Annotated in this window: 22 protein-coding genes; 9 read left to right on the top strand and 13 right to left on the bottom strand. The window is 46.5% G+C overall.

Annotated elements, in window-relative coordinates:
- Positions 1-15: 15 nt before the first annotated feature.
- Positions 16-1,563: a methylmalonyl-CoA mutase family protein gene (locus UNH61_RS21630; protein WP_326994089.1), complete on the bottom strand. Its 1,548-nt coding sequence runs from the start codon at positions 1,561-1,563 to the stop codon at positions 16-18.
- Between the two features lie 72 nt (positions 1,564-1,635).
- On the opposite strand from UNH61_RS21630, the gene UNH61_RS21625 reads away from it, so the two are divergent.
- Entirely contained in the window at positions 1,636-2,559 is a 924-nt protein-coding gene (locus tag UNH61_RS21625) for a M23 family metallopeptidase (RefSeq protein ID WP_326994088.1), read from the top strand.
- 3 nt (positions 2,560-2,562) lie between these two features.
- Here the strand turns inward: UNH61_RS21625 and UNH61_RS21620 are convergent, their stop codons facing one another.
- From UNH61_RS21620 to UNH61_RS21605, 4 genes are all read right to left on the bottom strand, one after another.
- On the bottom strand, positions 2,563-3,087 hold the full coding sequence (locus UNH61_RS21620; RefSeq protein ID WP_326994087.1) for a hypothetical protein: 525 nt from the start codon (positions 3,085-3,087) through the stop codon (positions 2,563-2,565).
- Between the two features lie 136 nt (positions 3,088-3,223).
- Complete coding sequence (locus UNH61_RS21615; protein ID WP_326994086.1) at positions 3,224-4,417, bottom strand: pyridoxal phosphate-dependent aminotransferase; 1,194 nt, start codon at positions 4,415-4,417, stop codon at positions 3,224-3,226.
- Positions 4,418-4,584: 167 nt separating this feature from the next.
- A complete protein-coding gene (locus UNH61_RS21610) occupies positions 4,585-5,319 on the bottom strand; it encodes a DUF4397 domain-containing protein (protein ID WP_326994085.1) in 735 nt (244 codons plus the stop codon).
- Positions 5,320-5,360: 41 nt separating this feature from the next.
- The gene (locus UNH61_RS21605; RefSeq protein WP_326994084.1) at positions 5,361-6,560 is read right to left on the bottom strand and encodes a serine hydrolase; all 1,200 of its coding nucleotides are present in this window, start codon (positions 6,558-6,560) and stop codon (positions 5,361-5,363) included.
- A gap of 212 nt (positions 6,561-6,772) precedes the next feature.
- On the opposite strand from UNH61_RS21605, the gene secDF reads away from it, so the two are divergent.
- Positions 6,773-9,934 (top strand): protein translocase subunit SecDF, encoded by a 3,162-nt coding sequence (secDF, locus tag UNH61_RS21600; RefSeq protein ID WP_326994083.1) that lies wholly within the window; start codon positions 6,773-6,775, stop codon positions 9,932-9,934.
- 98 nt (positions 9,935-10,032) lie between these two features.
- On the opposite strand, the gene UNH61_RS21595 is transcribed toward secDF, so the two are convergent.
- From UNH61_RS21595 to nusB, 5 genes are all read right to left on the bottom strand, one after another.
- The gene (locus UNH61_RS21595; protein WP_326994082.1) at positions 10,033-10,335 is read right to left on the bottom strand and encodes an iron-sulfur cluster biosynthesis family protein; all 303 of its coding nucleotides are present in this window, start codon (positions 10,333-10,335) and stop codon (positions 10,033-10,035) included.
- A 66-nt stretch (positions 10,336-10,401) separates the two neighbouring features.
- Entirely contained in the window at positions 10,402-11,010 is a 609-nt protein-coding gene (gene coaE / locus UNH61_RS21590) for a dephospho-CoA kinase (protein ID WP_326994081.1), read from the bottom strand.
- 129 nt (positions 11,011-11,139) lie between these two features.
- A complete protein-coding gene (yajC, locus tag UNH61_RS21585) occupies positions 11,140-11,484 on the bottom strand; it encodes a preprotein translocase subunit YajC (protein ID WP_326994079.1) in 345 nt (114 codons plus the stop codon).
- A gap of 29 nt (positions 11,485-11,513) precedes the next feature.
- The gene (locus UNH61_RS21580) at positions 11,514-11,954 is read right to left on the bottom strand and encodes a DUF1573 domain-containing protein (protein ID WP_326994078.1); all 441 of its coding nucleotides are present in this window, start codon (positions 11,952-11,954) and stop codon (positions 11,514-11,516) included.
- Between the two features lie 37 nt (positions 11,955-11,991).
- Positions 11,992-12,921: a transcription antitermination factor NusB gene (gene nusB, locus UNH61_RS21575; RefSeq protein WP_326994077.1), complete on the bottom strand. Its 930-nt coding sequence runs from the start codon at positions 12,919-12,921 to the stop codon at positions 11,992-11,994.
- A 243-nt stretch (positions 12,922-13,164) separates the two neighbouring features.
- Here nusB and UNH61_RS21570 point away from each other — a divergent pair, with 243 nt between their 5' ends.
- The 6 genes from UNH61_RS21570 to UNH61_RS21545 all read left to right on the top strand — a co-directional run bounded on the left by UNH61_RS21570 (position 13,165) and on the right by UNH61_RS21545 (position 20,847).
- On the top strand, positions 13,165-13,446 hold the full coding sequence (locus tag UNH61_RS21570) for a co-chaperone GroES (RefSeq protein ID WP_079473337.1): 282 nt from the start codon (positions 13,165-13,167) through the stop codon (positions 13,444-13,446).
- A gap of 53 nt (positions 13,447-13,499) precedes the next feature.
- Positions 13,500-15,137, top strand: a complete 1,638-nt coding sequence (gene groL / locus UNH61_RS21565; RefSeq protein WP_326994076.1) for a chaperonin GroEL — start codon at positions 13,500-13,502, stop codon at positions 15,135-15,137.
- Positions 15,138-15,318: 181 nt separating this feature from the next.
- Positions 15,319-15,747: an FKBP-type peptidyl-prolyl cis-trans isomerase gene (locus tag UNH61_RS21560; protein ID WP_326994075.1), complete on the top strand. Its 429-nt coding sequence runs from the start codon at positions 15,319-15,321 to the stop codon at positions 15,745-15,747.
- A gap of 37 nt (positions 15,748-15,784) precedes the next feature.
- Positions 15,785-16,270: an FKBP-type peptidyl-prolyl cis-trans isomerase gene (locus UNH61_RS21555; protein WP_326994074.1), complete on the top strand. Its 486-nt coding sequence runs from the start codon at positions 15,785-15,787 to the stop codon at positions 16,268-16,270.
- Between the two features lie 136 nt (positions 16,271-16,406).
- Positions 16,407-17,834: an L-serine ammonia-lyase gene (locus tag UNH61_RS21550; protein WP_326994073.1), complete on the top strand. Its 1,428-nt coding sequence runs from the start codon at positions 16,407-16,409 to the stop codon at positions 17,832-17,834.
- Positions 17,835-18,045: 211 nt separating this feature from the next.
- Positions 18,046-20,847, top strand: coding sequence for a hypothetical protein (locus UNH61_RS21545; protein WP_326994072.1), 2,802 nt, complete (start codon positions 18,046-18,048; stop codon positions 20,845-20,847).
- Positions 20,848-20,850: 3 nt separating this feature from the next.
- On the opposite strand, the gene UNH61_RS21540 is transcribed toward UNH61_RS21545, so the two are convergent.
- From UNH61_RS21540 to UNH61_RS21530, 3 genes are all read right to left on the bottom strand, one after another.
- On the bottom strand, positions 20,851-21,342 hold the full coding sequence (locus tag UNH61_RS21540) for a hypothetical protein (RefSeq protein WP_326994070.1): 492 nt from the start codon (positions 21,340-21,342) through the stop codon (positions 20,851-20,853).
- A 67-nt stretch (positions 21,343-21,409) separates the two neighbouring features.
- On the bottom strand, positions 21,410-24,052 hold the full coding sequence (locus UNH61_RS21535; protein WP_326994069.1) for a valine--tRNA ligase: 2,643 nt from the start codon (positions 24,050-24,052) through the stop codon (positions 21,410-21,412).
- Between the two features lie 102 nt (positions 24,053-24,154).
- A complete protein-coding gene (locus tag UNH61_RS21530; RefSeq protein ID WP_326994068.1) occupies positions 24,155-25,171 on the bottom strand; it encodes a GntG family PLP-dependent aldolase in 1,017 nt (338 codons plus the stop codon).
- A gap of 327 nt (positions 25,172-25,498) precedes the next feature.
- Here UNH61_RS21530 and UNH61_RS21525 point away from each other — a divergent pair, with 327 nt between their 5' ends.
- Positions 25,499-26,356, top strand: a complete 858-nt coding sequence (locus UNH61_RS21525; RefSeq protein ID WP_012793808.1) for an RNA polymerase sigma factor RpoD/SigA — start codon at positions 25,499-25,501, stop codon at positions 26,354-26,356.
- The last annotated feature ends 11 nt before the right edge of the window (positions 26,357-26,367 follow it).

Here is a 26,367-nt window from a genome sequence, read left to right as displayed (position 1 = left end):
GATACGCTTATATAATTATTTGTACTCTCCCCATACTTCTCTCAGCACGTCTGCTATTTCACCTAAGGTGCATAGTTGCTCTACTGCCGTTACAACCAGTGGCATCAGGTTTTCTGTACCTGTTGCCGCTGTGCGGATGCCGGCGAGCGACTCCTGTACGGCTGTATTGTTTCTCCGCTCGCGAAGCGATTTTAATCTCGCGGATTGGATCGTCCGGATGCTGTCGTCGATGCGGAATACTTCCGGTGCCACATGATCTGCTGCTGTAAATTTATTGACGCCAATGATTATTTTCTCATTATTCTCAATTTCCTGCTGATATTTATAAGCACTCTTCGCTATTTCATCCTGCACAAATCCCTGCTCTATGGCGCTTACAGCGCCACCCATGGCATCAATCTTATGAATAAGATCCCAGGCTTTTTGCTCTACTTCGTTGGTAAGCGATTCAACATAGAATGATCCCGCCAGCGGATCTACTGTATCGGCCACACCGCTTTCATACCCCACAATCTGCTGGGTACGGAGTGCAATACGTGCAGCTTCTTCTGTGGGGAGCGACAGTGCCTCGTCGTACCCGTTGGTATGCAGCGATTGCGTGCCGCCCAGGGTAGCTGCCAGCGTTTGGATGGCTACCCGCACAATGTTATTCTGTGGTTGTTGCGCTGTAAGTGTGCTGCCACCGGTTTGCGTGTGGAAACGCAGCATCTGCGCTTTCGGATCCGTAGCCCCGAGCGATTGTGTGATGTGTGCCCACATACGCCTGGCCGCCCTGAACTTTGCCACTTCCTCAAACAGGTGATTGTGTGCATTGAAGAAGAAAGAAAGACGCTTTGCAAATACGTTAATGTCAAGTCCGCAATCGAGCGCCGCTTTCAGATAGGCCTTACCGTTAGCCAGTGTGAAAGCAAGCTCCTGTACTGCATTAGCACCGGCTTCACGAATGTGATAACCGGATATGGAGATGGTATTCCACTTCGGAACCTCTTTGCTGCAATAAGCAAAGATATCCGTGATGATACGCATAGATGGCTTGGGAGGGTAGATAAAAGTACCTCTCGCTGCATATTCTTTCAGTATATCATTCTGTATGGTTCCGGAAATCTTTTTCAGATCAGCACCCTGTTTTTTCGCCAGCGCAATATAGAACGCCAGCAGAATAAATCCGGTGGCATTGATGGTCATGGAGGTGGAGATCTGCTCCAGGGATATGCCTTTGAACAATATCTCCATATCTTCCAGCGAATCGATGGCCACACCTACCTTTCCCACTTCTCCTTCCGACATGGGGTGATCTGAATCATAACCGATCTGGGTAGGCAGGTCGAAGGCAACGCTCAGGCCCATCACTCCCTGGCTCAGCAGATAATGATAACGTTTATTGGATTCTTCTGCAGTGCTGAACCCGGCGTACTGACGCATTGTCCACAGTTTATCACGATACATGGTGGCATGAATGCCACGGGTATACGGAAAGCTGCCTGGTGCTTCTTCCATAGCCACCGGTTGGGTATACAACGGCGCTATCACAATACCTGAATCAGTCTGAATGGTCTTTTCCATGGTGTTTAAAACTAGCGTTGCAATGTTACATAATTATTATGGTACTTCGCCGCTGAGAAAAATATTGATATTTTGCGCGAAAGTTCGGCGGGCGTTATGATTATTTACAGTTTATTGGGCGTTACCCTGGCATTGGCATTGTACAGCTTATATCTCACCCGGAAAGCAGCTGGTAAACCACTGATAGTTTCGTGGAGCTCCTTGTTGCTGGGGCTTTCTCTGGGAGGCTTTCTATACCTCTATGGTACATGGGTATATTTGTCGTTTTACCTTAAATATCTCTTTGGCGCCCTATTGCTGGTGGCTGCATTCCTTAACCTGCTAACCCGGCCCGGCACTGCTTCGCGGGCAATACCAGGCTGGAAACGGGCTGTCAATAGTTTTTTCTCTGCGTTCTTCCTGTTGGCAATAGTGCTTTATTTTACCGGTACTACCGGCAAACCCGATAAGGTGGCTCTGGCTTTTCCCTTTAAGCCAGGTAAATACTTTGTATTGCAGGGAGGCAAAGGGCTACCCACTAATGTCTTTCACTATGGTTTGAGAGGAGCCATTTACGCGATGGATATCGTCAAACTTAATCAATACGGAGGGCGGGCCAACCGCATTTTTTCCCGTCGCCTGGAAGATTATGTCATTTTCGGGGATACGGTATATGCTCCCTGTGATGGCCTCGTGGCGCATGCTGCAGGCAATTATCCCGACAATGTTCCCCCGCAGATGAACCGGCATCCCAACCAGGTGTTGCTGGAAACTCCCGGATATTTTGTATTCCTCGGCCACCTGAAAAAAGGAAGTGTGGTAGTCAGAGAAGGGCAGTACGTTAAACAGGGCGATCCGCTTGGCTGCGTGGGAAACTCCGGCTTCAGCACGGAACCTCATCTGCATATCCAGGTACATGCAAAAGAAAACGGCGTTCCCTGGTATCGTGGAACGCCGCTGTATATCTTGTTTAATGGCAAAGGTTACCTGCTGAATGAAGTGATCAGCAGCCGATAGGTATTATCTCATTATTCTCTTCGCTTCGGCATTGATGATCTGTGCCGTCAGGTCGGCCGGCGATTCTCCCGCCTGCATAAATACTTCCAGGATCTGTTTGTTGAGATCCAATGCAGTGGCATCCGGCGGCAATTGCACGGCTACCTGATTGATCACCGAAATGGTTTGTTCCTTCAGCGTCTTAACCGCTTCCCAGGTCATCGCTGATACATAAATCTGCTGGGTGATGTTATATTCATATTCAGCCTTTATTTGCTGTACCATCGATATCTGCATGTCCACAGCTGTCATCCCGGGCTGATAGATCCGCCCGATCAGGCTTTGTGGAGTAATACGATCCACATAAAGCGCCATCCTTTCATATGCCTGCAGCTGCAATGGCAGCACAGTCGCATTTACGGAAGGTTGCTTATCCTCTGCTGTTGTGCCCGTTTGCTTATCCTTTTTGAACAGATCCTTTATTGTCGGATATACAATAGCGATTGCACCAGCGGCGATTGCTACGTACAGTAGTATATTCACATCCATCTTTGAACTTTATGTTCACAAATATATAAATATTATTTAATTAGATTGACGAAATACGGACAGATAGGCAGATAAATACACCCAATGGTATTTATTCGCCGGTCTGTCCGTATCCTTAACGTATGAGGGAGCTTCCTTATTTTAATTTTCCAAGCCACGTTCTTAACCGTTCCACGCCTTTCTCCAGCTTATCCATGCTGGTAGCGTAAGAGAGACGGATACAGTTTGGTTGCTGGAAAGCCACGCCGGTAACAGTGGAAACATTGGCTTTATGAAGCAGGTACATGCAGAGGTCGTCTGCATTGTTGATGTGCATGTCTTCGTACGACTTGTTAAAGAAGGCACTTACATCCGGGAACATATAAAACGCACCTTCCGGGTCGTTCACCTTTAAGCCGGGGATAGATTTGAGCGCTTCGTGAATAAATTCACGGCGTCTTTTGAATTCCGCCACCATTTCCATGGAAGGAGCAAGGTCGCCTGTAAGCGCTGTCACTGCAGCCCGTTGACTGATGGAACAGGTTGCGGAAGTGAACTGGCTTTGTATTTTATCACAGGCTTTGGCAATTTCAAGTGGAGCGGCAAGATAGCCCAGGCGCCAGCCGGTCATGGCAAAGCCTTTACTCAGACCGTTGATGATAACAGTACGGTTGATCAGATCTCCGAAATGCGCAATGCTTTCGTGTTTGCCAACGTAATTAATATACTCGTATATCTCGTCAGAGATAATTATCACTTGTGGATGCCTGGCAAATACTGCTGCCAGTCCTTCCAGTTCCTGCCTGGAATATACAGAACCGGTAGGGTTGCAGGGGGAGGAGAACATAAACAGCCTGGTTTTAGGGGTGATGGCTGCTTCCAGTTGCTCCGGCGTGATCTTGTAATTGTTTTCAATTCCGCAGGGAACGAAAACCACTGTTCCCTGGCAAAGCTTTACCAGCTCAGAATAAGTTACCCAGTAGGGGGTGGGAATGATCACCTCATCTCCCGGATTTACAATGCTCAGTACTGCATTAGCCAGGCATTGTTTGGCACCGGTTGATACGACGATCTGTTCCGGTGTATAGTCAAAACCGTTGTCTCTTTTCAGCTTGTGCACTACAGCTTTCTTCACATCCGCGTAACCAGCTACAGGAGTGTAGTGTGTAAACCCTTCGTCAATCGCCTGCTTGGCGGCTTCTCTGATATGAGCCGGGGTGTCAAAATCCGGTTCTCCGATACTAAGGTCTACAATGTCTATTCCCTGGGCTTTCAGCTCGCGGCTGAGTTTAGCCATTTTGATTGTTTGCGGCTCGGAAATCCTTGACAGCCTGTCTGCTAATTGATTCATATCTTAACATGGTATTGACCGGGGCAAACCTACAGAAAAAACAGGTAAGTAGAAATTAAGAATAGGGAAAGAAGAATTAAGAAACAGCGCAAAGCCCTTAGCGTATAGTTATTTATCGCTAAGGGCTTTGCGCTGTTTCTTAATTCTTCTTTCTCTATTCTTAATGCTTACCAGTAGTTGTAAACTGCATTCACCATCAGTTTATCAGCGCCGGTACTGCCGGTAGTTCCTGCATAATAAACGGTATATACGTTACCCACAGTAAGACTTCCGGTTTTCAGATCATTACCGGAAACGGTTGCAAGGGTTTGGTCGGTACCTGCTTTCTTTACAGTAATACTGTTGTTAACACTGAAAGAGCTGTATTTAGCGAAACTGGTAGCACTGGCCAGATCAGGCATAGTAGCCGGCAGCCTGTTACTATCAGCTTTTTCAGTACCGATATAGAAATCTACAGGATCACTGTTCCCGGTAGACAGATTCAGGAAACGGATATTGATCTTTTGCTGATCTGCTGTAGAAAAATCACTTTTTACAACAAGGGATCTTACCGGGTTATTATTTACAATGAAGTAAGTATAGTAAGAAGTAGAATCAAACGTGTACTGTGTGGTGGTGATCACACTGTCGGCTCCCTTCTTCCTTAATTCAAAAATATGGTCTCCGCCATAAACTGCATAAGTTCCAACGAAATTGAAGTTTACACTGGCATTGTCCCCTGTAATTTTTTGGTTGTTGTCATAGAAAGTGGCGGGAACAGCGTTGTTGGAAACACCAAACACCAGTACCCGGGCCATAGGGCGTTGAGGTGTAACGTTATTGTTTTTCAAACAGGATGAAAACCCGATTACCCCTGTCAGCAGGGCTACAACTGCCCAAATGCGATTTTTTTTGATTAGCATTTTCCTCTCAGTTTTTTTAGAGTGTTATTGATAGTTTGTGTTTAGCTGTTTAACCGATAACGTGAAAGGTCCGGTAATACTTTTTTATTACGTTGTACTTCCGCCTCGTAGATTACTTCTCCTAATGCTTTCAGGAATGGCTTACCTGTTTTTTCAAATGCCTGTTGGTCATCGCCCAGGATGCCGGATGTATTCACAAATAAGCTGGCAGACAGCAGAAATTCTGTACTATTCGCAAAGTCCACAATATAAGCGGTATCTGTCAAAAATCCGTATGCCCAGCCGGGTTTATTAAAGATCCTGATATGGTCCGGTATCCGGCAATCTTTGTCTCCTCCGTAAAGCAAAAATTTGGTGTATGCCTGGTGATATTGTCTCGCATGATATAGCGGATTGGTTGATTCTTCCGGATATTGCGACATCACCTGATACAAAAAATGGTAATCTTCCTCAGTTAAACGGAAACGCTGTTGATTTGTTACAGCCTCCGGAAAAATTATACTGCGTAATATATTATGGAGAGATGTTAAAGGCAGGCGGTTGCGATGGGAAAAATTCATTGGTTGCTGTTCCGGCTGGCCGAGGTGGTTCACATAAGCATTTCCGGCAAAATCTTCCCGGGGAGAAAACACCAGGTTGCTGAAACAGGCTGGTTGTCGGTAGAGTTCGGTTTCCTGATCCCGGAAATATAACCCATTGGTGTGGCGATTATCTTCCTCATAAAGGGGAAGCCCTACCCGGTGCCGTATCTGCACCTCCGGATATCCCATTTCCCACAGGCGCCGGTTGAACGGCTCCTGGCCAATGAGCTCATACAGCCGGTTAAAGGCATCATTGTCACTTACCAGGAAGAGTTTCTTTATATAATGGGCCACGGTAGGCATACCGGTGCCCGATGAAGCATCCCGGCGTACCCCGGTATTAATATTTGTTAAGGGAGATGTGAAAAAAGGGGTGTCCTTATTTAAACAATTGATTCCCAGGTCATTCAGTTTTTCCAGGGCCAATGCTGCCGCCGGAAGCTTTACCGTGGAAGCAGGGTAGAAATAAGGTGCCGGCGATACGCCGTAATAATAGTCCGTAAAATGAGGTATCTGCTGCTCATCCCGGTCGATCCGGGTGTAAATTACCTGTAAACGATAGGCCGATGGCATTCCGAATACAGCACCTAACCGGTTTTCCTGACTTTTTAGCAAAGCATCCAGAAAATTATCTGTTGCCGGATAATGTCGGGTTTGCATATATTTGTCGTTGTTAGTGATTGTAAAGCAAAAGAATAATATTAAAAGAACCACAAACCAGGATCTGCGATTTATAAAAAAGTATGCCAGCAAACCTGCAAAAGCGGGCGCGTATTGATTTTTCGCGTCTTTTTACAAGGGCTTTAATATATCGATTTAAATTCTATCTTTGCAACTCTTAAAATTTTTTTTATAAACCCGAAACAAACAGTATGCAACTTAAAGGACTGGTAAGATTTTTTGCCATCGCACTGATCCTTATCTCTTTGTACCAATTGTCCTTCACGTTTTTGGTGCGGAACTATGAGAAGAAGATAGAGCAGCAGGCCGAAAACGATGTGGCCAAACAAAACCCTACACCTGAAAAGAAATATCCTGGCAGCCAGGAGCTGCAGGGCTTCTACTCAGATACACTGAAAGGGTTTATCAAACAAAGGAGACAAGAGATACTGGACAGTACCAGTAGCAAACAGATTGCGGGTTTCCCGTGGAATGTGACCTACACCAAGGCCAAAGAAAAGGAACTGAACCTGGGTCTTGACCTGGTGGGCGGTATGAACGTTGTACTGGAAGTGAACGTGGAAGATGTCATCCGCGCTTTATCCGGTCAGTCCAAGGATGCTGCCTTCAACAGGGCACTGGAAAGGGCAAATGAGCTGAAGAAATCCAATCAGAGCGACTTTGTGACCTTGTTCGGGCAAGCGTACGCTGAAGTGGCTCCTCAGGGTAAACTGGCTACCATTTTCGCCAACGCCTATCAGAAGGATATCAACTTCAACTCCAGCAACCAGCAGGTATTGGACATGATCCGTAAGGAATCACGTGCCGCTATCAAGAATACCTATATTGTACTGCAAAAACGTATCGACAAATTCGGGGTTGCTCAGCCAAATATCAGTCTGGATGAAAATAAAGGCCTGATCTCTGTTGAACTGGCAGGTGTGGATAACGCCGCCCGTGTACATAAATATCTGCAGGCTACTGCTAATCTCGAGTTCAGGGAAGTATACAAAAACAGTCCGGAGTTTATCCAGAATGTGCTGACTCCCATGAACGATGCTATCAGGAACACCCTGAATGCACATGGCAGCACACCTCCTACGGATACTACCAAAGCAGTTGCTGCAAACAACAATGCCGCTGCAAAAGATTCCAGCAAGGAAGGCAGCCTGAGCTCCTACCTCAACAAAGCAGATACCGGCAAAGCAGCTACTGCCAGCACCAAGGAGTTGCAGATCAAGGAACAGCAGAAACAGAATCCGCTGTTCATGGTAATGTTCCCGAACGTAGATCCACAGTCTGGTACCGTTTTCCCTGGCCCGTCTATCGGAAGAATCTTACCGAAAGATACCGCTACTTTCAACCGCTACCTGGACATGCCAGCTGTAAAAGCTGTTCTGCCTAAAGATGCTGTGTTTGCATACGGTCCGGAAAATAAAGACGACAAACATGGTCCTATTGCAGTATATGCACTGAAAGTAAATCCTGCCAACCCTGCTCCGCGTGTAGGTGGTGAAAGGATTGTGGATGCCCGTCAGGATATGGATCAGAACAACCAGCCTGAAATTAGCATGACCATGGATAACCAGGGTGCTCATGAGTGGAAAAAACTCACCGGCGAACTGGCTCCTGCCAATCCTAAGGATCCTTCTACTTTCAACTACGTAGCAGTAGTACTGGATAATATCGTTTATTCTGCTCCTTCCATTCAGGGTGAAATCGCAGGTGGCCGCTCTTCTATCTCAGGTAGCTTTACCATCGAAGAAGCTAATGACCTGGCCAACATCCTGAAATCCGGTAAAATGCCGGCTCCTGCCCAGATCGTGCAGGAACAGATCGTAGGACCAACACTGGGCGCTGAATCTATCGCTGCCGGTGCGAAGTCTTTTATGATCTCTTTTGCTATCATCTTCGTACTCATGCTGGTGTATTACAACAGCGCCGGCTGGGTAGCTAATATCGCGCTGGTGCTCAACCTGCTGTATACCTTCGGTATCCTGGCTTCTATGGGTGCTACGCTCACCATGGCAGGTATTGCCGGTATGGTACTCACCATCGGTATGGCGGTAGATACTAACGTAATCATCTTCGAAAGAATCAAGGATGAACTCACCCACGGTAAGTCATATAAAGATGCCATCGCCGACGGTTACAAACGCTCTTACGCTCCTGTACTCGATGGTCACGTTACCTCCTTGCTGACTGCCTTCATCCTGTTCTACTTCGGTTTAGGCCCCGTACTCGGCTTCGCCACTACCCAGATCATCGGTCTGTTCCTGTCCCTGTTCTGCGGTATCCTGGTATCCCGTATGGTTACTGACTTCTGGATGAAACGTAAAAGGCATTTTGAGTACTTCACACCGATTTCCCGGAAAGTATTCAAACATGTGGCATTCGACTTCGTAGGTAAACGTAAATATGCTTATGTTATCTCTGCTATTGTAATGGTAGCAGGTGTATCTTCCTTCTTCCACGGCTTCGACCACGGTATTGATTTCTCCGGTGGCCGTAACTACACTATCCGTTTCGAACATTCGATGAACAGACAGGAAGTGGCTGATGTGCTGAAGAAAGAATTCGAATCAGAAGTATTTGTGAAAACAGTTGGTAGCACTAACCAGCTGAGCATCACTACCTCTTACAAAATCGAACAACAAAACCAGGCTACTGATAAAGAAGTGGCAGATAAATTATATGCAGGTCTGAAGAAATTCTATGATGCTTCTGTAACACAGGATGTATTCAACAGCCGTTACATTGTAGGTTCACAAACAGTGTCGCCTACTATCTCTGACGATCTTCGTGCAGGCGCGGTGAGAGCTACTATCCTGTCTATCGTAGTGATCTTCCTGTATATCCTGTTACGTTTCAGCAAATGGCAGTACTCTATCGGTACTATCTTCTCTCTGCTGCACGACGTACTGGTTACCCTGGCAGTGTTCTCCTGGTGCCGTTCTTTTGTACCATTCACCCTGGAAATCGACCAGCACTTTATCGCTGCGATCCTGACAGTGATCGGGTTCTCCATGAACGATACCGTGATCGTGTTCGACCGTATCCGTGAGTACTTCAAAACAGGCGCTCATGGCCGCGATCGGAATACTGTGATCAACAAAGCGATCAACGATACGCTCAGCCGTACCATCATGACCTCCCTGACGGTGTTCCTGACCATCCTGATCCTGTTTATATTCGGTGGTGAGGTAACCCGCGGCTTCGCCTTTGCGATGCTGATCGGTGTGATCACTGGTACTTACTCTTCCATCTTCGTTGCTGCGCCGGTACTGGTAGACTTCGACAAGAAGAACCAGCTGGCTAATGAAAGTGATGCAGTGGAAGTGGCCGCAAAGAAAACTGCTTCTGCTACCAAATAATAGTGTGAGGTAAGATCAGAAAATTTGTTTGATAAAAAGGAAAGCCCCCTGGTACTACCAGGGGGCTTTCTATTGAATGGGTAAAGCTGTTTTCAGGTTCAGGGCTTACGTTCTCTGAAAATAAATCCCTGCTGCTCGGGATGGTAATCTATCTCCATCCCCATCAGGTAGATACCATGTGCTTTTTTCATGATCACCGGAATGCCTGCCACTTCAAAAAGATCGTCATCTTCCATACGGGCATCGAAGCCCAGAATATAGCTGACTCCACCTCCCGAACAGCCGCCGCCTTTGATTCCTACCCGCAGGTAAGGGGCTTCAGCAGCTCCCTGCAATAGCTTTTTTACCTGCGTAGCTGCAGTATCAGTTAGCTGTACAGGGGATTGATGTATTGTATCCATTATCCTCGTTTTATTCAAAGTTAGGTAAACCGGCGCTGACGGATAGTACTGCTATCCTCCAGGTAATCAGGGCCTGGCTTGCTTCTCCGCAGCCAGTGCCAGCAATTTTTCATGCAGTGCCAGTACCTGTGGGATCACCATATGCTGCTCATCGTTATAGATCACGAAATCGCTCAGCCGCATCTTGATTGTTTCATCAATCTGCTTGTAGATCCTTGTCAGTACTTCATTACGGGTAACGTTGTCCCGTTTCATCACGCGGTGCACGCGCAATGGCTGCGGCGCAAATACGCCAATGATCCTGTCGAGGTGATGGAAGGATTCGGTCTCAAACAGCAGCGCTGCTTCCTTGAGCACATAGGGGCTGTGCTGTCGGGATGCCCATTGGTCCGAATCGCGGATGGTAGCCGGATGTACCAGGGAATTAAGTAAGGCCAGCTTATCTTTATCGTTGAACACAATGCTGCCCAGTTGTTTGCGGTCCAACATGCCATTTTCATCATATATCCTTTCTCCGAAATGCTGCTTTACCTGCGCAATAAGCTCGGTGTCACTTATCAGAATGTCCTTTGCCCTGTCGTCTGCATAATAAACAGGAACGCCCAGTAATTCAAATATTTTGCTGACGGTACTTTTACCGGAGCCGATCCCTCCGGTGATTCCAATCTTTAGCATAATCCAAGATAAGGAATTAGGAATGGAGAACGAAGAATTAAGAATGCCAGCGGAGATAGTAAACGCAATGATTAAAATTCGCGTTTATTATCTCCGCTGGCATTCTTAATTCTCTATTTTTAATTCTCTCTATTTAGTGTCTGCGCTCTTTTGCTGAGCCTGCGTGTATTCCATGCTGATCGCTGAACGTTCCATAGTGAAGTTGGTGCCTGGGCTTACTTCTACTACCAGGGTATTGTTGTCGTTCATTTTCTTCACTTTACCATGAATACCAGCTATGGTCACGATCTTATCGCCTTCTTTCAGATTATCTATAAACTGTTTCTGCAGTTTTGCCTTTTTAGTTTGCGGCCGGATCATGAAAAGCCACATTACGACAATCATACCGCCAAAAAACAGGAAAGATACCCATGTGTTTCCACCTCCCTGGGCACCGCCCTGAGGCGCCATTAATAAAATGTTCAGGATGTTCATCTATAATTGATTTAATAGTTAAGTCCGGTCTATTTGGTAATAATATTACACTGGATCTTAGGTCCTACAACGTAACCGTCTTTATTGTTTATTTTAACAGAAATTTCTTTTTCAGTATAACCCGATTTTCCCCGGCTGTCGAAGATCACTTTCATATAACCGGTTTGTCCGGGTTTAATAGGCTCTTTAGGCCATTCAGGCACTGTACAACCACAGCTGGAAATAGCATCCTCAATCAGAAGCGGGCTGCTGCCGGTATTGGTGAATTTAAAGGAGTACTCCACTTTCTCTCCTTCCTTTATATCCCCGAAGTTGTGCACTTTTTCCTCAAACGTCAATGCAGCCGACTGGCTGGAATCAGCTTTTTGGGTACCGGACACGGCAGCATCTGCATTTTTGCTGCCGCCATTATTGTTACAAGCCGCTATCAGCAGGCTTCCACAGGCAAGTAAACAGAACAGTTTTTTCATGGTTTTGCTATTTTCAGGTAAAAATAACTTTTCCCACTTACTTTTTCGGACGGTCCTGTTTCTGAACCATTTGTTCCTTTTCAAGGTCTTTCAGGATATTATCCAGTATACCGTTGATGAACTGTCCACTCTGTGGAGTGCTGTAGGCCTTCGCCAGATCTATATATTCATTAATAGTTACTTTGGTAGGGATGGTCGGGAAATACAGGAACTCACATACACCCATCTCCATCAGCAACATATCCACCGCTGCAATACGCTCAGAATCCCAGTTCTGTAATTTAGGCTTGATCAGCTCCAGGCAATAGTCTTTTTTGTCGATAACTGTCAGCAGCAACTCCCTGGCATAGTCCAGCTTCTCTTTGCTGATCAGCTGCATGAAATTGAACAGATGAGGCTTATTAAAGTAATTATTGATCAGAATACCCATCATTTCCTCATCATCTCCCCAATGCAGGAAGGTATCTTCCATGTGCTGTATGAACAGCTCGCTCTTAGCCAGTATCTCTTTATAGATGTATTCCAGTATGTCCTTTTCCCCGGCTTTGGTACGGATACCGTCTGCAATGTAGGCTTTATAGACATCCGTAGCCACCAACTGGTTGTAAAGCTTCCGGATCAGGTCTTCGTCTACATACAACTTCATTTTCCACTGCTCCAGGTTCACCTGGAAACCTTTATCATCGGTAATCTGGTAAATAAACTCGTTGCCTGCTATCTTGGTGTTTACCTGCAGATCCTCGGCAGAGGGTAAGTGTTTGGAAGCACGGGCCTGCGCATCAATTTCAGCATATTGCGCCACCCGCACCACTGAATAAAGTAAGTAGGTAAAGATCTGACAGGTCTGGTCCAACTTTTCATTCAAAAGTCTGGTAGTCGTGCCTGGCTTAATACTGCTTTCCTCCATCGTTTCCAGGGCATAAAGCGTTTGCATCACTTTTACCCGGATATTTCTTCTACTGATCATCTTATAAAAAAGAACTGGTATAAGGGCGCAAAACTAGAGAAAAATTTTCATATTTACTCTTAGTGCCATCGTGCTGTCATTTTTTCCTGTTCCTTGTCAGAATTTGTCAGTGTAAAATCCCATCAATACCTTCGTGAACTGTAAATTTGACCCGATTTGGCCGGAAAACCGCCTTGGCACAATTCTCGTGGACGGGATGAAGCTATTTTTAACTAAAACAGTCTTTTTTAAATAAAAACTACTATGGCTAAACAATTAAGTATTAAACCTTTAGCTGACAGGGTAATTGTAAAACCTGCAGCAGCAGAAGAGAAGACAGCTGGTGGTATCATTATCCCTGATACTGCAAAGGAAAAACCAGTGAGAGGCACCGTGGTGGCTGCTGGTCCTGGTAAAAAAGATGAGCCGATCACTGTGAAGGTAGGTGATACTGTACTGTATGGTAAATACTCTGGTCAGGAACTCCCTATCGAAGGCGAAGATTACTTAATCATGCGTGAATCTGATATCCTGGCTATCGTTTAAGAACTGCTACACGGATATATTTTAATTCCTTAAAGAAAAATCTGACAATTATTATGGCAAAACAAATATTCTTCAATATAGACGCCCGCAACAAAATGAAGAAGGGCGTTGACACACTGGCGGATGCAGTTAAAGTAACCCTGGGTCCTAAAGGTCGTAACGTAGTTATTGAAAAGAAATTTGGTGCTCCTGGTGTAACCAAAGATGGTGTTACCGTTGCTAAAGAAATCGAACTGGAAGACGCTATCGAAAACATGGGCGCCCAGATGGTGAAAGAAGTAGCTTCCAAAACTGCTGATCTGGCAGGTGATGGTACTACCACTGCTACCGTACTGGCACAGGCGATCATCGGCGAAGGACTAAAAAACGTTGCTGCCGGTGCTAATCCAATGGACCTGAAACGCGGTGTGGACAAAGCTGTGAAAGCAGTTGTTGAAAACCTGAAAAAACAATCTGAAAAAGTTGGTAACGATACCAAGAAAATTGAACAGGTTGCTTCTATCTCCGCTAACAACGACAGCGAAATCGGTAAACTGATTGCTGAAGCAATGCAGAAAGTTACTAAAGACGGTGTTATCACTGTGGAAGAAGCTAAAGGTACCGATACTACTGTGGAAGTAGTGGAAGGTATGCAGTTCGACCGCGGTTACCTGTCTGCTTACTTCATCACTAACAGTGAGAAAATGCAGGCTGAACTGTCTAACCCTTATATCCTGATCTACGATAAAAAGATCAGCACCATGAAGGATATCCTCCACATCCTGGAGAAAGTAGCTCAACAGGGCGCTCCGCTGGTGATCATCTCTGAAGATCTGGATGGTGAAGCACTGGCTACCCTGGTGGTAAATAAACTGCGTGGTACCCTGAAAGTGGCTGCTGTTAAAGCTCCTGGCTTCGGCGACAGAAGAAAAGATATGCTGCAGGATATCGCTACCCTCACCGGTGGTATCGTAATCAGCGAAGAACAAGGTTACAAACTGGAAAATGCTGACCTGACTTACCTCGGTAGAGCAGAATCCGTAACTATCGATAAAGACAATACTACCATCGTTGGTGGTAAAGGCGAAAAAGATGGTATCCAGGGTCGTATCGGTCAGATCAAAGCTCAGATCGAAGCAACTACTTCTGACTACGATCGCGAAAAATTACAGGAACGCCTCGCTAAATTAAGCGGTGGTGTGGCTGTTCTCTACGTAGGTGCTGCTACCGAAGTAGAAATGAAAGAAAAGAAAGATCGCGTAGACGATGCTTTACACGCTACCCGCGCTGCGGTTGAAGAAGGTATCGTTCCTGGTGGTGGTGTGGCTTATATCCGCGCTATTGAATCCCTGGATGGCCTGAAAGGCGATAACAACGACGAACAGACTGGTATCGCTATCGTTAAACGCGCTATCGAAGAGCCTTTACGTCAGATCACTGCTAACGCAGGTATCGAAGGTTCTATCGTAGTACAGAAAGTAAAAGAAGGTAAGGGCGATTTCGGTTTCAACGCACGTACCGAAACTTACGAAAACTTACTGGCTGCTGGTGTAATCGATCCTACTAAAGTAGGCCGTATCGCATTGGAAAATGCCGCTTCTATCGCTTCTATGCTACTGACTACTGAATGCGTTATCGCTGATAAGCCAGAACCTAAATCTGCCGCTCCTTCAATGGGACCCGGTGGTCATGGTATGGGCATGGACTATTAATAATATGTCTCATTATTATAGAAACTCCTGTTGGCTTCGGCCGGCAGGAGTTTTTTTATACCAGACTTCCTGTAACTTTATTATATTTTGAGCGTTCTATTAACAGGAACGTAAATAGAAGTGGATGAAGATAGCTGTCAAAATTATAGGAGCCTGTTTTGTTTTATTGTTAACTGCCTGCATGAAAAAAGATGTTAGCAACCCGTCAGAAAGATCGGCGGATATTGCAGGGCAGAATGAAATTCAGGAATACCTCCGAACTCACAACGTATCCGCCCAGAAAGATGTTTCCGGGCTTTTTTACACTATCCTCTCTCCGGGGGATAGTACGCATTTTGTTAAAGCAACATCCATTGTTACTGTTGATTATACCAACCAATTGCTAAACGGCCAGGTAGTAGGGGCCTCTGTCGGGCCTACCGATTTCGATGGCCGCATGCTCAAAAATCATATCCTCGGCTGGCAGATCGGACTACAGAAGATCTCCCTCGGAGGAAAGATCCGGATGTATATACCGCCCTACCTTGCTTATGGCCCCACCGGGGTACCAGGCATTATTCCTCCCAATGTTGTGCTTGTTTCTGAAGTAGAACTGGTGGATATCAGATAAATTGTCACTTTTTAATTTAGTATAAAACCAAAACCTAATGAAGAGAAGACTACTTCTTCCCGTAACAGCAGTGATTATGCTGTTGTTCGCTGCCTGTTTGAAAAAAGATGATACGCCTCCGTTTGATGTGATAGGCCAGTACAACACAGATTCAGCTAAGATTGTGGCCTATCTGAATGCCAATAATATCACCAATGTAAAGCACGATCCGGGTAATATCTTTTATCAGATCGTTAACCGGGGAGATACCAGAGATACTGCCAACGCAGCAGCTTACGTTACAGTAGCCTATACCGGCACTTTTCTGGATAAAAGCCAGTTTGATAAAAGTGATAGCCTTGATATTGGACTGAATGAGGTAATTCCCGGTTGGACCATAGGCGTTCCGAAGATCGGCAGGGGAGGAGAGATCAATCTGTTTTTGCCTTCTGCGTTTGGATATGGTCGCAGAGGCCAGGGAAGCGTGGCTCCAAACACTGTATTGATATTCAATATAAAACTGAAGAAGTTTACTAACAGATAGTAAACAGCTATTAGCCTTTAGCAAAATGCAGCGAAGATTAACATGTAAACATATATTGTTAATCTTCGCTGCATTTTGCTAAAGGCTCAAAACTAAAGCCTGTTTTTCCCTTAATTTTACAGATAAATCAATCATAGTGGCACACGAATGTATTTCCGTATTTGATATCTTTAAAATAGGCGTAGGACCCTCCAGTTCCCATACGCTCGGCCCCTGGCGGGCTGCACTGCGTTTCCTGGAACAGCTGGAGCAAACAGGCAAATTAACATCAGTCGGCAAATTGCAGGTATTGTTGTATGGCTCCCTGGCTAAAACAGGTCATGGTCACGGTACCGATATCGCTGTACAGCTGGGCCTTTGCGGAGAAGATCCGGTTACCTTCGATGTAAACCAGATCACCCCCAGTATCAACGACCTGCGTCGCAATCGCAGAATGTTGCTGGCTGGTAAACATGAAATAGATTTCGACCCTGTAGAAGATATCGATTTTCTTTTTGAAGAATCCCTGCCTTTTCATCCTAATGCACTTACCTTCCTGGTTTCTTTCCTGGATGGAGAACAAATTGCATCTACCTGGTATTCTATCGGTGGCGGATTTGTAGTACAGGAAGGCGATGTAGCAGGCGGTGCCCGGCAGGTGGATCTGCCTTTCCCGATAGATACTGCAAAGCAGCTGTTGCAATGGTGCATTAAAACCGGTTATAGCATCTCCGAATTGGTGATGGAAAATGAGCAGGCCTGGAGAACAGAAGAAGAAACGAAACGAGGCTTGCTCCATATATGGACAGTCATGCAGGAATGCACCTTCCGTGGCTGCCATACCGGCGGCGATTTGCCTGGAGGCCTCAAAGTAGCCCGCAGAGCGGCACAGCTTAATAAGAAACTGCTGAAAGGACGCTCCTATACCGACTACGCCTCCTGGATAGAGGCTATCCGCGCAGGCGGCGCTCATTTCAGCTATACCCTCGACTGGGTAAGCTGCTTCGCCCTGGCAGTCAATGAAGAAAATGCCTCCTTCGGACGGGTGGTAACTGCCCCTACCAATGGCGCAGCTGGCGTAATCCCGGCGGTATTACAATATTACATCGCATTTTGCGATGGTTTCCATAACGATAAAATCCAGCAGTTCCTGCTGACGGCTTCAGAAATAGGCAGCATCTTTAAAAAACGCTCTACTATTTCGGCCGCTATGGGGGGCTGCCAGGCCGAAATCGGCGTCTCCTCTGCCATGGCCGCTGCTGCACTGACCGAATGCCTCGGTGGTTCCCAGCGCCAGGTACTGATGGCCGCAGAAATAGCGATGGAACACCACCTCGGCCTGACCTGCGATCCTATCGGCGGACTGGTACAGGTACCCTGCATAGAAAGAAACACTATGGGCGCCATCAAAGCCATTACTGCCTCTCAGCTTGCCCTGCAAAGCAATCCCGAACTGGCCAAAGTATCCCTCGATGCTGTCGTAAAAACCATGTGGGATACCGCCCTCGATATGAACTCAAAATACAAGGAAACCTCTGATGGTGGCCTGGCGGTGAATATTCCGATTAGTTTGCCGGAATGCTAAAAGAAAGAATTAAGAATGTGGAATTAAGAAGCAGCGCGAAGACTTTAGCGGACAATTATTAATCGCTAAGGCCTTCGCGCTGTTTCTTAATTCCACATTCTTAATTCATAATTCTTTCTTCGTATTTTCGTTTATACTGTATGGTGATTGCGTTTCAGTTGCCGCATGGTATGCTTAATTCTTCATTCCTAATTGTCAATTCTCCTCTGGTATGCGCTTTGTCATCGCCATTTTCCTACTGGCACTTTCTTCTTCAATATCAGCACAGCAGTTCGGAGGGAATCCGCCTTCCCTGAAATGGGAACAGATAAATACAGATACGGTAAGGGTGATCTTCCCCCGGGGAATGAGCCTGCAGGGAGAACGGGTAGCAAATACCGTATTGTACCTGAATCGTTACACACGCGGATCCATTGGCAACGGGGAGAAAAAAGTGAATATCGTATTACAGAACCAAACCCTGCAATCCAACGGATATGTACAACTGGGGCCCTTTAGATCTGAATTTTATCTGGCGCCTCCTCCTAATTCGCTGGACCTTGGCTCCCTTAACTGGATAGACCAGCTCGCAGTACATGAATACCGCCACGTATTGCAGAATATGAACTTCCGTCAGGGAGTATCTAAGGTGTTTTCTATACTGGGTGGGGAACTGGGACAGGCTGCTGTTACAAATATTGCTGTACCCAATTGGTTCTGGGAGGGCGATGCCGTGGTAATGGAAACGGCATTATCACCCCAGGGGCGTGGCAGACTGCCCGGCTTCTTCGATGGTTTCAGAGGACTATCGCTGGCCGGAAAGAAGTACAGCTATATGAAGATCCGGAATGGATCGTATCGCGATTTTACTCCCGACCATTACCCGCTGGGTTATATGATGACGACCTATGGCCGGGAGCACTACGGGCAAACATTCTGGCGCGATGTCACCAGTGATGCCGTACGCTTCCGGGGCGTTTTTTACCCGTTATCCCATAGCCTGAAAAAACGCACCGGCAAAAATATTACTGCTTTTTATGCTGCTACCATGGCGGAATACGAACCGCTGTGGAAGCAATATGCTGCTCGTCAGGATATAACCGCCGCTGCAGGGATATTGCCTGTGGCCAAAGTGGTCACAGATTACAAGTATGTATACGCCGGAGGTAACAACAACTGGATTGTCCTGAAGGCAGCCTGGAACAGGATACCGGGCATTTACAGCATCAATGCAGGCGGAAAGCAACAACTCCTCGTTCGGCCGGGCATCGTATACGACGATTTCTTCAGCTATCGCAACGGCCGCATAGCCTGGGCCGCTGCCCGCTTCGATCCCCGCTGGAGCTGGAAGGATTTCTCCGTCATCCGCGTATGGGACAATGTTTCCCGGCATATAAGAACAGTTTCTCCCCGGGGTAAATTCTTTTCGCCGGATATCAGCTCCAATGGCCGCCAGGTAATTGCTGTAGCTACCACTACCAACATGAAGTATAGCCTCCAGCTGATCAACACAGCTACCAGCCGTGTTGAAAAAGAATTACCCAATCCTGAAAACTGGTATTATACCTATCCCCGGTTTACAGCCGACGATCAGTCGGTGATAAGCGCGGTACGGAATAATAACGGCGAAATGGCCCTGGTGCAGCAATCGCTGCAAACCGGAGAAAGCACCGTACTAACTCCATTCTCCTATAATGTGATAGGTATCCCCGTTGTAAAAGCGGATACCGTCTACTTTACCAGCGGCTACCGGGATGTAAATGACGTATATGCGTTGGCGTTGGCCAACCGGAAGGTATATCAGGTCACCGACAGAGGCAACAGTGCGTTACATATGGCTGTGGGCAGTAACAGCGACAGCCTGGTATTCAGCGAGTTTACCGTCAAAGGATATAAATTGTACAAGGCAGCACTTCCCGCCTCACCGAAACCCGTGGATGTTGGCCAGACCGACCATAGTGCCTGGTTGCAGCCGCAGTTTAAGGAAGGAGGAAACATACTCGGTATAGTTCCCCACGATTCTTTGCCCGTGAGAAAGTATCCGCAGTTTACCCGCCCTGTTAATTTTCATAGCTGGGTACCTTCTTTCAGTGATCCGGAATACGGCATTTCTCTTATCGGTGAAAACATCCTGAGTACTACATCTACCAGTGTCGGCTATACGTACAATAGGAATGAAGGTAGTTCCGATCTGGGAGCAGGATTCACATTTGCCGGATGGCTGCCTGTACTGAATATTGGGGCCGACTACACCTTTAACCGCAACGGACTCGATCAGAACCGGAATCGTGTGTATTGGAATGAAGCTACTGCACACGCAGGATTCAACATTCCCCTGAACTTCTCATCCGGTATCTATAACAGGAGTCTTAATATAGGCGCTAATTACAATGTCCGTCACCGCTACCTCAGTAACAAATACCGGGGGAATGATCTGCAGTTTATTTCAAATACTCTGATTTTCAGTAATCAACGCCAGAAGGGCTCACAGAATATCTATACACATTTCGGGCAGTACCTGGCCGCTCAATATACCCGGTCAGTTTCCGGGCTTTATGCAGAACAATTTTATGCCCGCCTGGATCAGTACCTGCCAGGGCTATGGCGAAATCATAGCCTGGTGCTGCAGGGCGCCTGGCAGCAGCGCGATAATCAGTTTAATTATTCTTTTACAGATAACTTCGTATATGCGAGGGGGTATAACACGCCGCTTTATACACGGATCTATAAATTGGGCGCCAATTATCACCTGCCAATTGCGTACCCCGACTGGGGCTTTGCGCAGCTGCTGTATTTCAGCCGCATCAGGGCTAATCTGTTCTATGATTACAGTATGGCCAACTTCTTCCAGAATAATTTCAATACAAGGTATACTTCAGCAGGAACCGAACTTTATTTCGATACCCGCATAGGAAATACGCTGCCATTTACATTCGGTGTACGTTTCAGCCATCTGTTCGATAGCGATCCGGTAGATAATGTTTCGAACAGGTTCGATTTTATCGTCCCTATTCAGCAGTTGTTTAACTATTAAACACTATTTAACGGTAATCTGAATGGGAGGAGCTTTATAGAGTTTATCACCGGTATAGCGGACAATGATCTCATCGAAATAAAGGATGTCGCCCGACTTCAGTTGATCTTTCAGGCCATTGCTCCACAGTGGGCTGAGGGTGGCAGATTTAAAATTTTCCCCGGTATAGTCTTTATACACCGCCACCTGTCCGGTGGTGTCGTTCAAATACGGTTCGTGCTTTTCATAAGTGAGCGCAAAGGAAATCACCGGGTAGCGGACATTCTTTTCATCACGTACTACCAGTGCGGAATCCAGCAGCTTTATCACCTCAGTTTTGGAAAGGGTATCACTCAGAAATATTCCCCAGGTGCTACGCAGTTTTTTCGGTTTTTGGTTGGCTACAGCGGCGGCAGCTGGATGGCCTTTGGGGGTGGCCGGCTTTTTTCCGGTTTGCGCCAATACTGGCATAACAGCAGTAGCTAAAAGTAAACTAAGTAACAGGTGTTTTTGCATGATAGTACATGGATAAAAAAAATCGCCCGGTATAGTAACGGCCGGGCGATCTCAAAAAGTATAACAATTACAAGGTTTTTAAGCTTTCTTCTATCACAGCGATCTTAGCCTCTGCATCTGCTTTTTTCCTGCGTTCTGCTTCTACTGCTTCCGGTTTTGCCTTCTGTACGAAACCTTCATTCGCCAGCTTCTTCTCTACTGATTGAAGGAAACCTTTTAGGTAGTCGAGATCCTTGAGCAGCGAGGTTTTCTGTGCAGTGGTATCAAGTGCTGTTTCAGTACCCAGGTAGAATTTATCTTTCTGGATAACAACCGTGATACAACCTGCTACAGGTTCCTGCACGTAGTGAACAGCACTGGCGTTCACCTGCTTGGCCAGTATGCCTTCAATTTGTTTGAACGCATTATCGTGTTTGGTTTCTATATGCAGTACGATCGGCTCCTTAGGTTTGATCTGGTGTTTATTCCGGGTATCGCGGATACCGGTGATCACTTCCTTTGCCAGTACGCCTTCCAGCAGGGTTGCATGTACAGGCGCATCCGGTGTGGTGAACTGTTTCATCATAAGGGAATCTTCAGTGTTGCGTGGCTGCAGTAACTGATAAATCTCCTCTGTAATGAACGGCATATAAGGATGGAGCAACTGCATCAGCTGCTCGAAGAAGGAAACAGTTTTGCGGAATATACCAGCCGCCATCGGTTGTTCAAAACCGGGCTTGATCCATTCCAGGTACCAGTTACAGAAATCATCCCAGATGAGGCTGTAGATGGCTTTCAGCCCTTCACTGAGGCGGAAATCTTTGTGCAGGGAAGCTACTTCAAGCTGTACTTCGCTCAACCGGCTCTGGAACCATTGTACCGCGAAGTTGTTGTCGGCATCACCACCTTCTTCCAGGCGTTGTTCCCACATTCTTATCAGTTTCAGTGCGTTCCAGATCTTGTTGTTAAAGTTACGGCCCTGTTCACAGCTGGCATCATCGTACAGCAGATCGTTTCCGGCAGGAGAGGAGATCATGATACCGAAACGCACCGCATCTGCACCAAACGAATGGATCAGTTCCAGCAGATCCGGAGAGTTCCCCAGCTGCTTACTCATCTTGCGACCGAGTTTATCGCGCACCATGCCGGTGAAATAAACATCGTTGAAAGGCTTCACCTGCTTATATTCCAGGCCGGCCATAATCATACGTGCTACCCAGAAGAAGATGATATCCTGACCGGTTACCAGCACAGAAGTAGGGTAGTAGTAGTTAATATCTTCGTTGTTGGGCTGGGAAATACCATTGAATACTTCCATTGGCCACAACCAGGAACTGAACCAGGTATCCAGGCAGTCTTCGTCCTGTTTCAGAGAATCAGCTGTAATATCAACGCCGCGTGCTGCGAATTGCTGTACTGCTTCTGCAGCAGTGGCAGCCACTTCAAAAGTACCGTCGGCGGCATACCAGGCCGGGATGCGCTGACCCCACCAGAGCTGGCGGGAAATACACCAGTCCTTTACATTCTCCATCCAGTATTTGTAAGTCGCGAGGAACCGGTCACCGGGATGGATTCTTACATCGCCATTTACTACTGCATCCAGTGCCGGTTTGGCCAATTCCGCCATTTTAACGAACCACTGGGTAGAAATACGGGGTTCTACTACCGTATCAGGATTGCGTTGGCTGTAACCAAGGCGGGTAGTGTATTCTTGCTCTTTTACCAGCAGTCCTTCTTCTGCAAGGGCTGCTACTACTTTCTTGCGGGCAACGAAGCGGTCTGTCCCTACAAACACTACGGCGGCAGTACTGAGCGTACCATCGTCGTTCAGGGTATCTACAATTTCCAGGTTATGTTTCAGTCCCAGGTTGTAGTCGTTAATGTCGTGGGCGGGCGTTACTTTCAACGCACCGGTTCCGAATTCCTTATCTACATAAGTATCAAATATTACCGGTACCCGGCGGTTTACCAGCGGCACTATTGCGAAGTGTCCCTTGAGATGGGTATACCGCTCATCTTCAGGATTTACGCAAATGGCAGTATCCCCCATGATCGTTTCCGGACGCTGGGTAGCAATGGTGATGTATTCTCCGGTAGCATTACCGGCGGCATCCACGATAGCGTACTTTACATGATAAAGTTTACCCTGGAGATCTTTGTATTCCACTTCCTCATCACTCAGGGCAGTTTTAGCTTTAGGATCCCAGTTAATCATACGCGCACCGCGGTAGATTACTCCTTTTTTGTAAAGATCAGTGAAAACAGAAATAACTGCTTTATAGTAATGATCATCCATTGTAAAGGTAACGCGGTCCCAGTCGCAACTGCAGCCGAGTTTCTTTATCTGATGATAGATAATATCGCCATATTTTTCTTTCCATTCAAAGGCATGCTTCAGGAATTCTTCTCTTGTCAGCTGCGATTTTTCGATTCCTTTTTCCTGTTTCAGCATGTTTACCACTTTGGCTTCAGTGGCAATAGACGCATGGTCGGAACCTGGTACCCAGCAGGCGTTATATCCGCTCATGCGGGCGCGGCGCACCAGGATGTCCTGGACGGTTTCGTTGAGTGTATGACCAAGATGCAAGACCCCGGTCACATTAGGTGGGGGGATAACTACAGTAAAAGGCTGTCGGCCATCCGGTTTAGAGCGGAAATAGCCTTTGTCCATCCAGTGTTTGTACCATTTTTCTTCAACCGTTGCGGGCAGGTAATTTTTCGAAAGTTCCATGCGATTCATATATAATATAAGGTTGCAAAAATAACAGAGATTACGGAGAGATGGAAATTTAAAGAGAATGCAGCCACCGGTCGGTGGCCAGATGTCGTCCTTTTATTCCATTTCTGCAATCACGTCGCAGGTTTGGCTGATCATTTCCGGTGTAATATCCAGGTGGGTGACCATGCGTACCTGAGTAGGCGAGATGGGCATGACAAGGATGTCCTCTCTTTTAAGATAATCGGCAAAGGTTTTCGGCGACCATCCGCTGGTCACTTCAAAAATGAGAATATTGGTGTCTACCGGTAACATATGACCGATGAATGTTTTTTCAAGCAGGGCCTGGGCTATCAGTTTAGCGTGCTGGTGGTCGTGGGCCAGGCGGGCAATATTGTTTTCCATGGCGTAGATGCCGGTAGCAGCCATATAACCGGCCTGCCGGAGGCCTCCGCCAAACTTTTTGCGTATTCTTCTGGCCTGTTTGATGAATGTTTCGCTGCCAAGCAACAAGGAGCCCATAGGGCAACCCATACCCTTGTTGAGGCAAACGGAGATGCTATCGAACAGTTGGCCATACGCTTTCGGATCCTGTCCGGTGGCAACCAGGGCATTAAAAAGCCGGGCCCCGTCGAGGTGAAATGCCAGGTTGTGCGTCTTGCAGATCTCACCGATTTTTACCATCTCTTCCCAATCGTAATAACATCCACCACCGCGATTAGAAGTATTTTCCAGGCATACCAGGCTGGTACGGGCCTTGTGTACATCGTCGGGATTGATGGCTGCCTCCACCTGGGAGGCGCTGATCATGCCTCTGTCGCCCGTAATGGCATGTACCTGCGCGCCGGAGTTAAATGCGATGCCGCCGCCTTCATAAATATACACGTGAGCAAGATTGCTGCAAACCACTTCATCCCCTGGCAACGTATGTACTTTTATAGCAATCTGATTACTCATTGTGCCGGAAGGGCAGTACAAGGCTGCCGGTTTGCCAAAGTAATCTGCCATCATGGCTTCCAGTTGGTTGACGGTGGGGTCTTCACCGAAAACATCATCACCGGTTTCTGCCTGTAACATGGCTTGCAACATGCCAGGGCCGGGACGTGTAAAAGTGTCGCTTCTGAAGTCGATCATTTTGTTGAAAAATTTGCAACAGCTTAACAAATAAATTAGTTAAGATGCTAATTTAAATATGATTCTTTATCAATTGTTAAAATTTGTATAAAGCATGGCTGTACAGGGACTAAAGGGCTATTAAATTCCGTTTTAAAACTGTACTTTGTTATATGGCTGGCAAATATAAGAAGGATTTGGTAGAGTGATTGCTTAGCACGATCTTTGCAGACTTATTTCGAAAACAACAATAAAGCGCGGGAAACTTTGTAAGTTAATATTTTTAAAAGTTCGAACAAAAAATTTCTTTCGCTGTTATTATATTTCTAAACCAATACAATTTTTCATATGAGGCAACTTAAAATTGCCACCCAGATCACCAATCGTGATTCGCAGGCGGTAGAAAAATACCTGCAGGAAATCTCGAAGATCCCTTTGTTAACACCTGAGGAAGAGACCGTTTTGGCGCAGCGCATTAAAATGGGCGATCAAAAGGCTCTTGAAAGATTGACTACAGGAAACTTACGTTTCGTGGTTTCAGTTGCGAAGCAGTATCAGCACCAGGGACTTAGCCTGAGTGACCTTATTAACGAAGGTAATCTTGGTCTGATAAAGGCAGCACAGCGTTTCGATGAAACAAAAGGTTTCAAATTTATCTCTTATGCAGTATGGTGGATTCGCCAGTCCATTCTACAGGCATTGGCCGAACAGGGACGTCTTGTTCGTCTGCCACAAAACAAAATTGGCACCTATAATAAAGCTAACAAAGCTTACATGGCATTTGAGCAGGAAAACGAGCGTGAGCCTTCTACCGAGGAACTCGCAGAAATCCTGGAAATGTCTGAATCAGAAATTAACAATATCTTCCAGAGCAACACCCGCCATATGTCCTTAGATGCACCAGTGCACGAGGCGGAAGATGTAGCAATGGGCGACTTGCTGGAAGGTGGAGATATTACTGATGACGACGTGATGAGAGATTCTCTCCGCGAGGAAATCCGCAGGGTATTGAAATCCCTGAGCCCCCGCGAAGCAGAAATTGTGAATGCCTACTTTGGTCTGGATGGTGAAAACGGCGCAACAATCGAACAAATCGGTCAGAAGTATGATCTGACGAAAGAAAGAATCAGGCAGATTAAAGAACGCGCTATCAAGAGGTTGCAGAAAGCACGTTATAGCGGCGCATTGAAATCTTACCTGGGATAATACCTTTATTT

Origin of the sequence: Chitinophaga sp. 180180018-3 (assembly GCF_037893185.1) — a bacterium.
Lineage (GTDB): Bacteria > Bacteroidota > Bacteroidia > Chitinophagales > Chitinophagaceae > Chitinophaga.
Note: the sequence above shows the minus strand (reverse complement) of the source record. Positions and strands in the feature narration are given on the sequence as shown.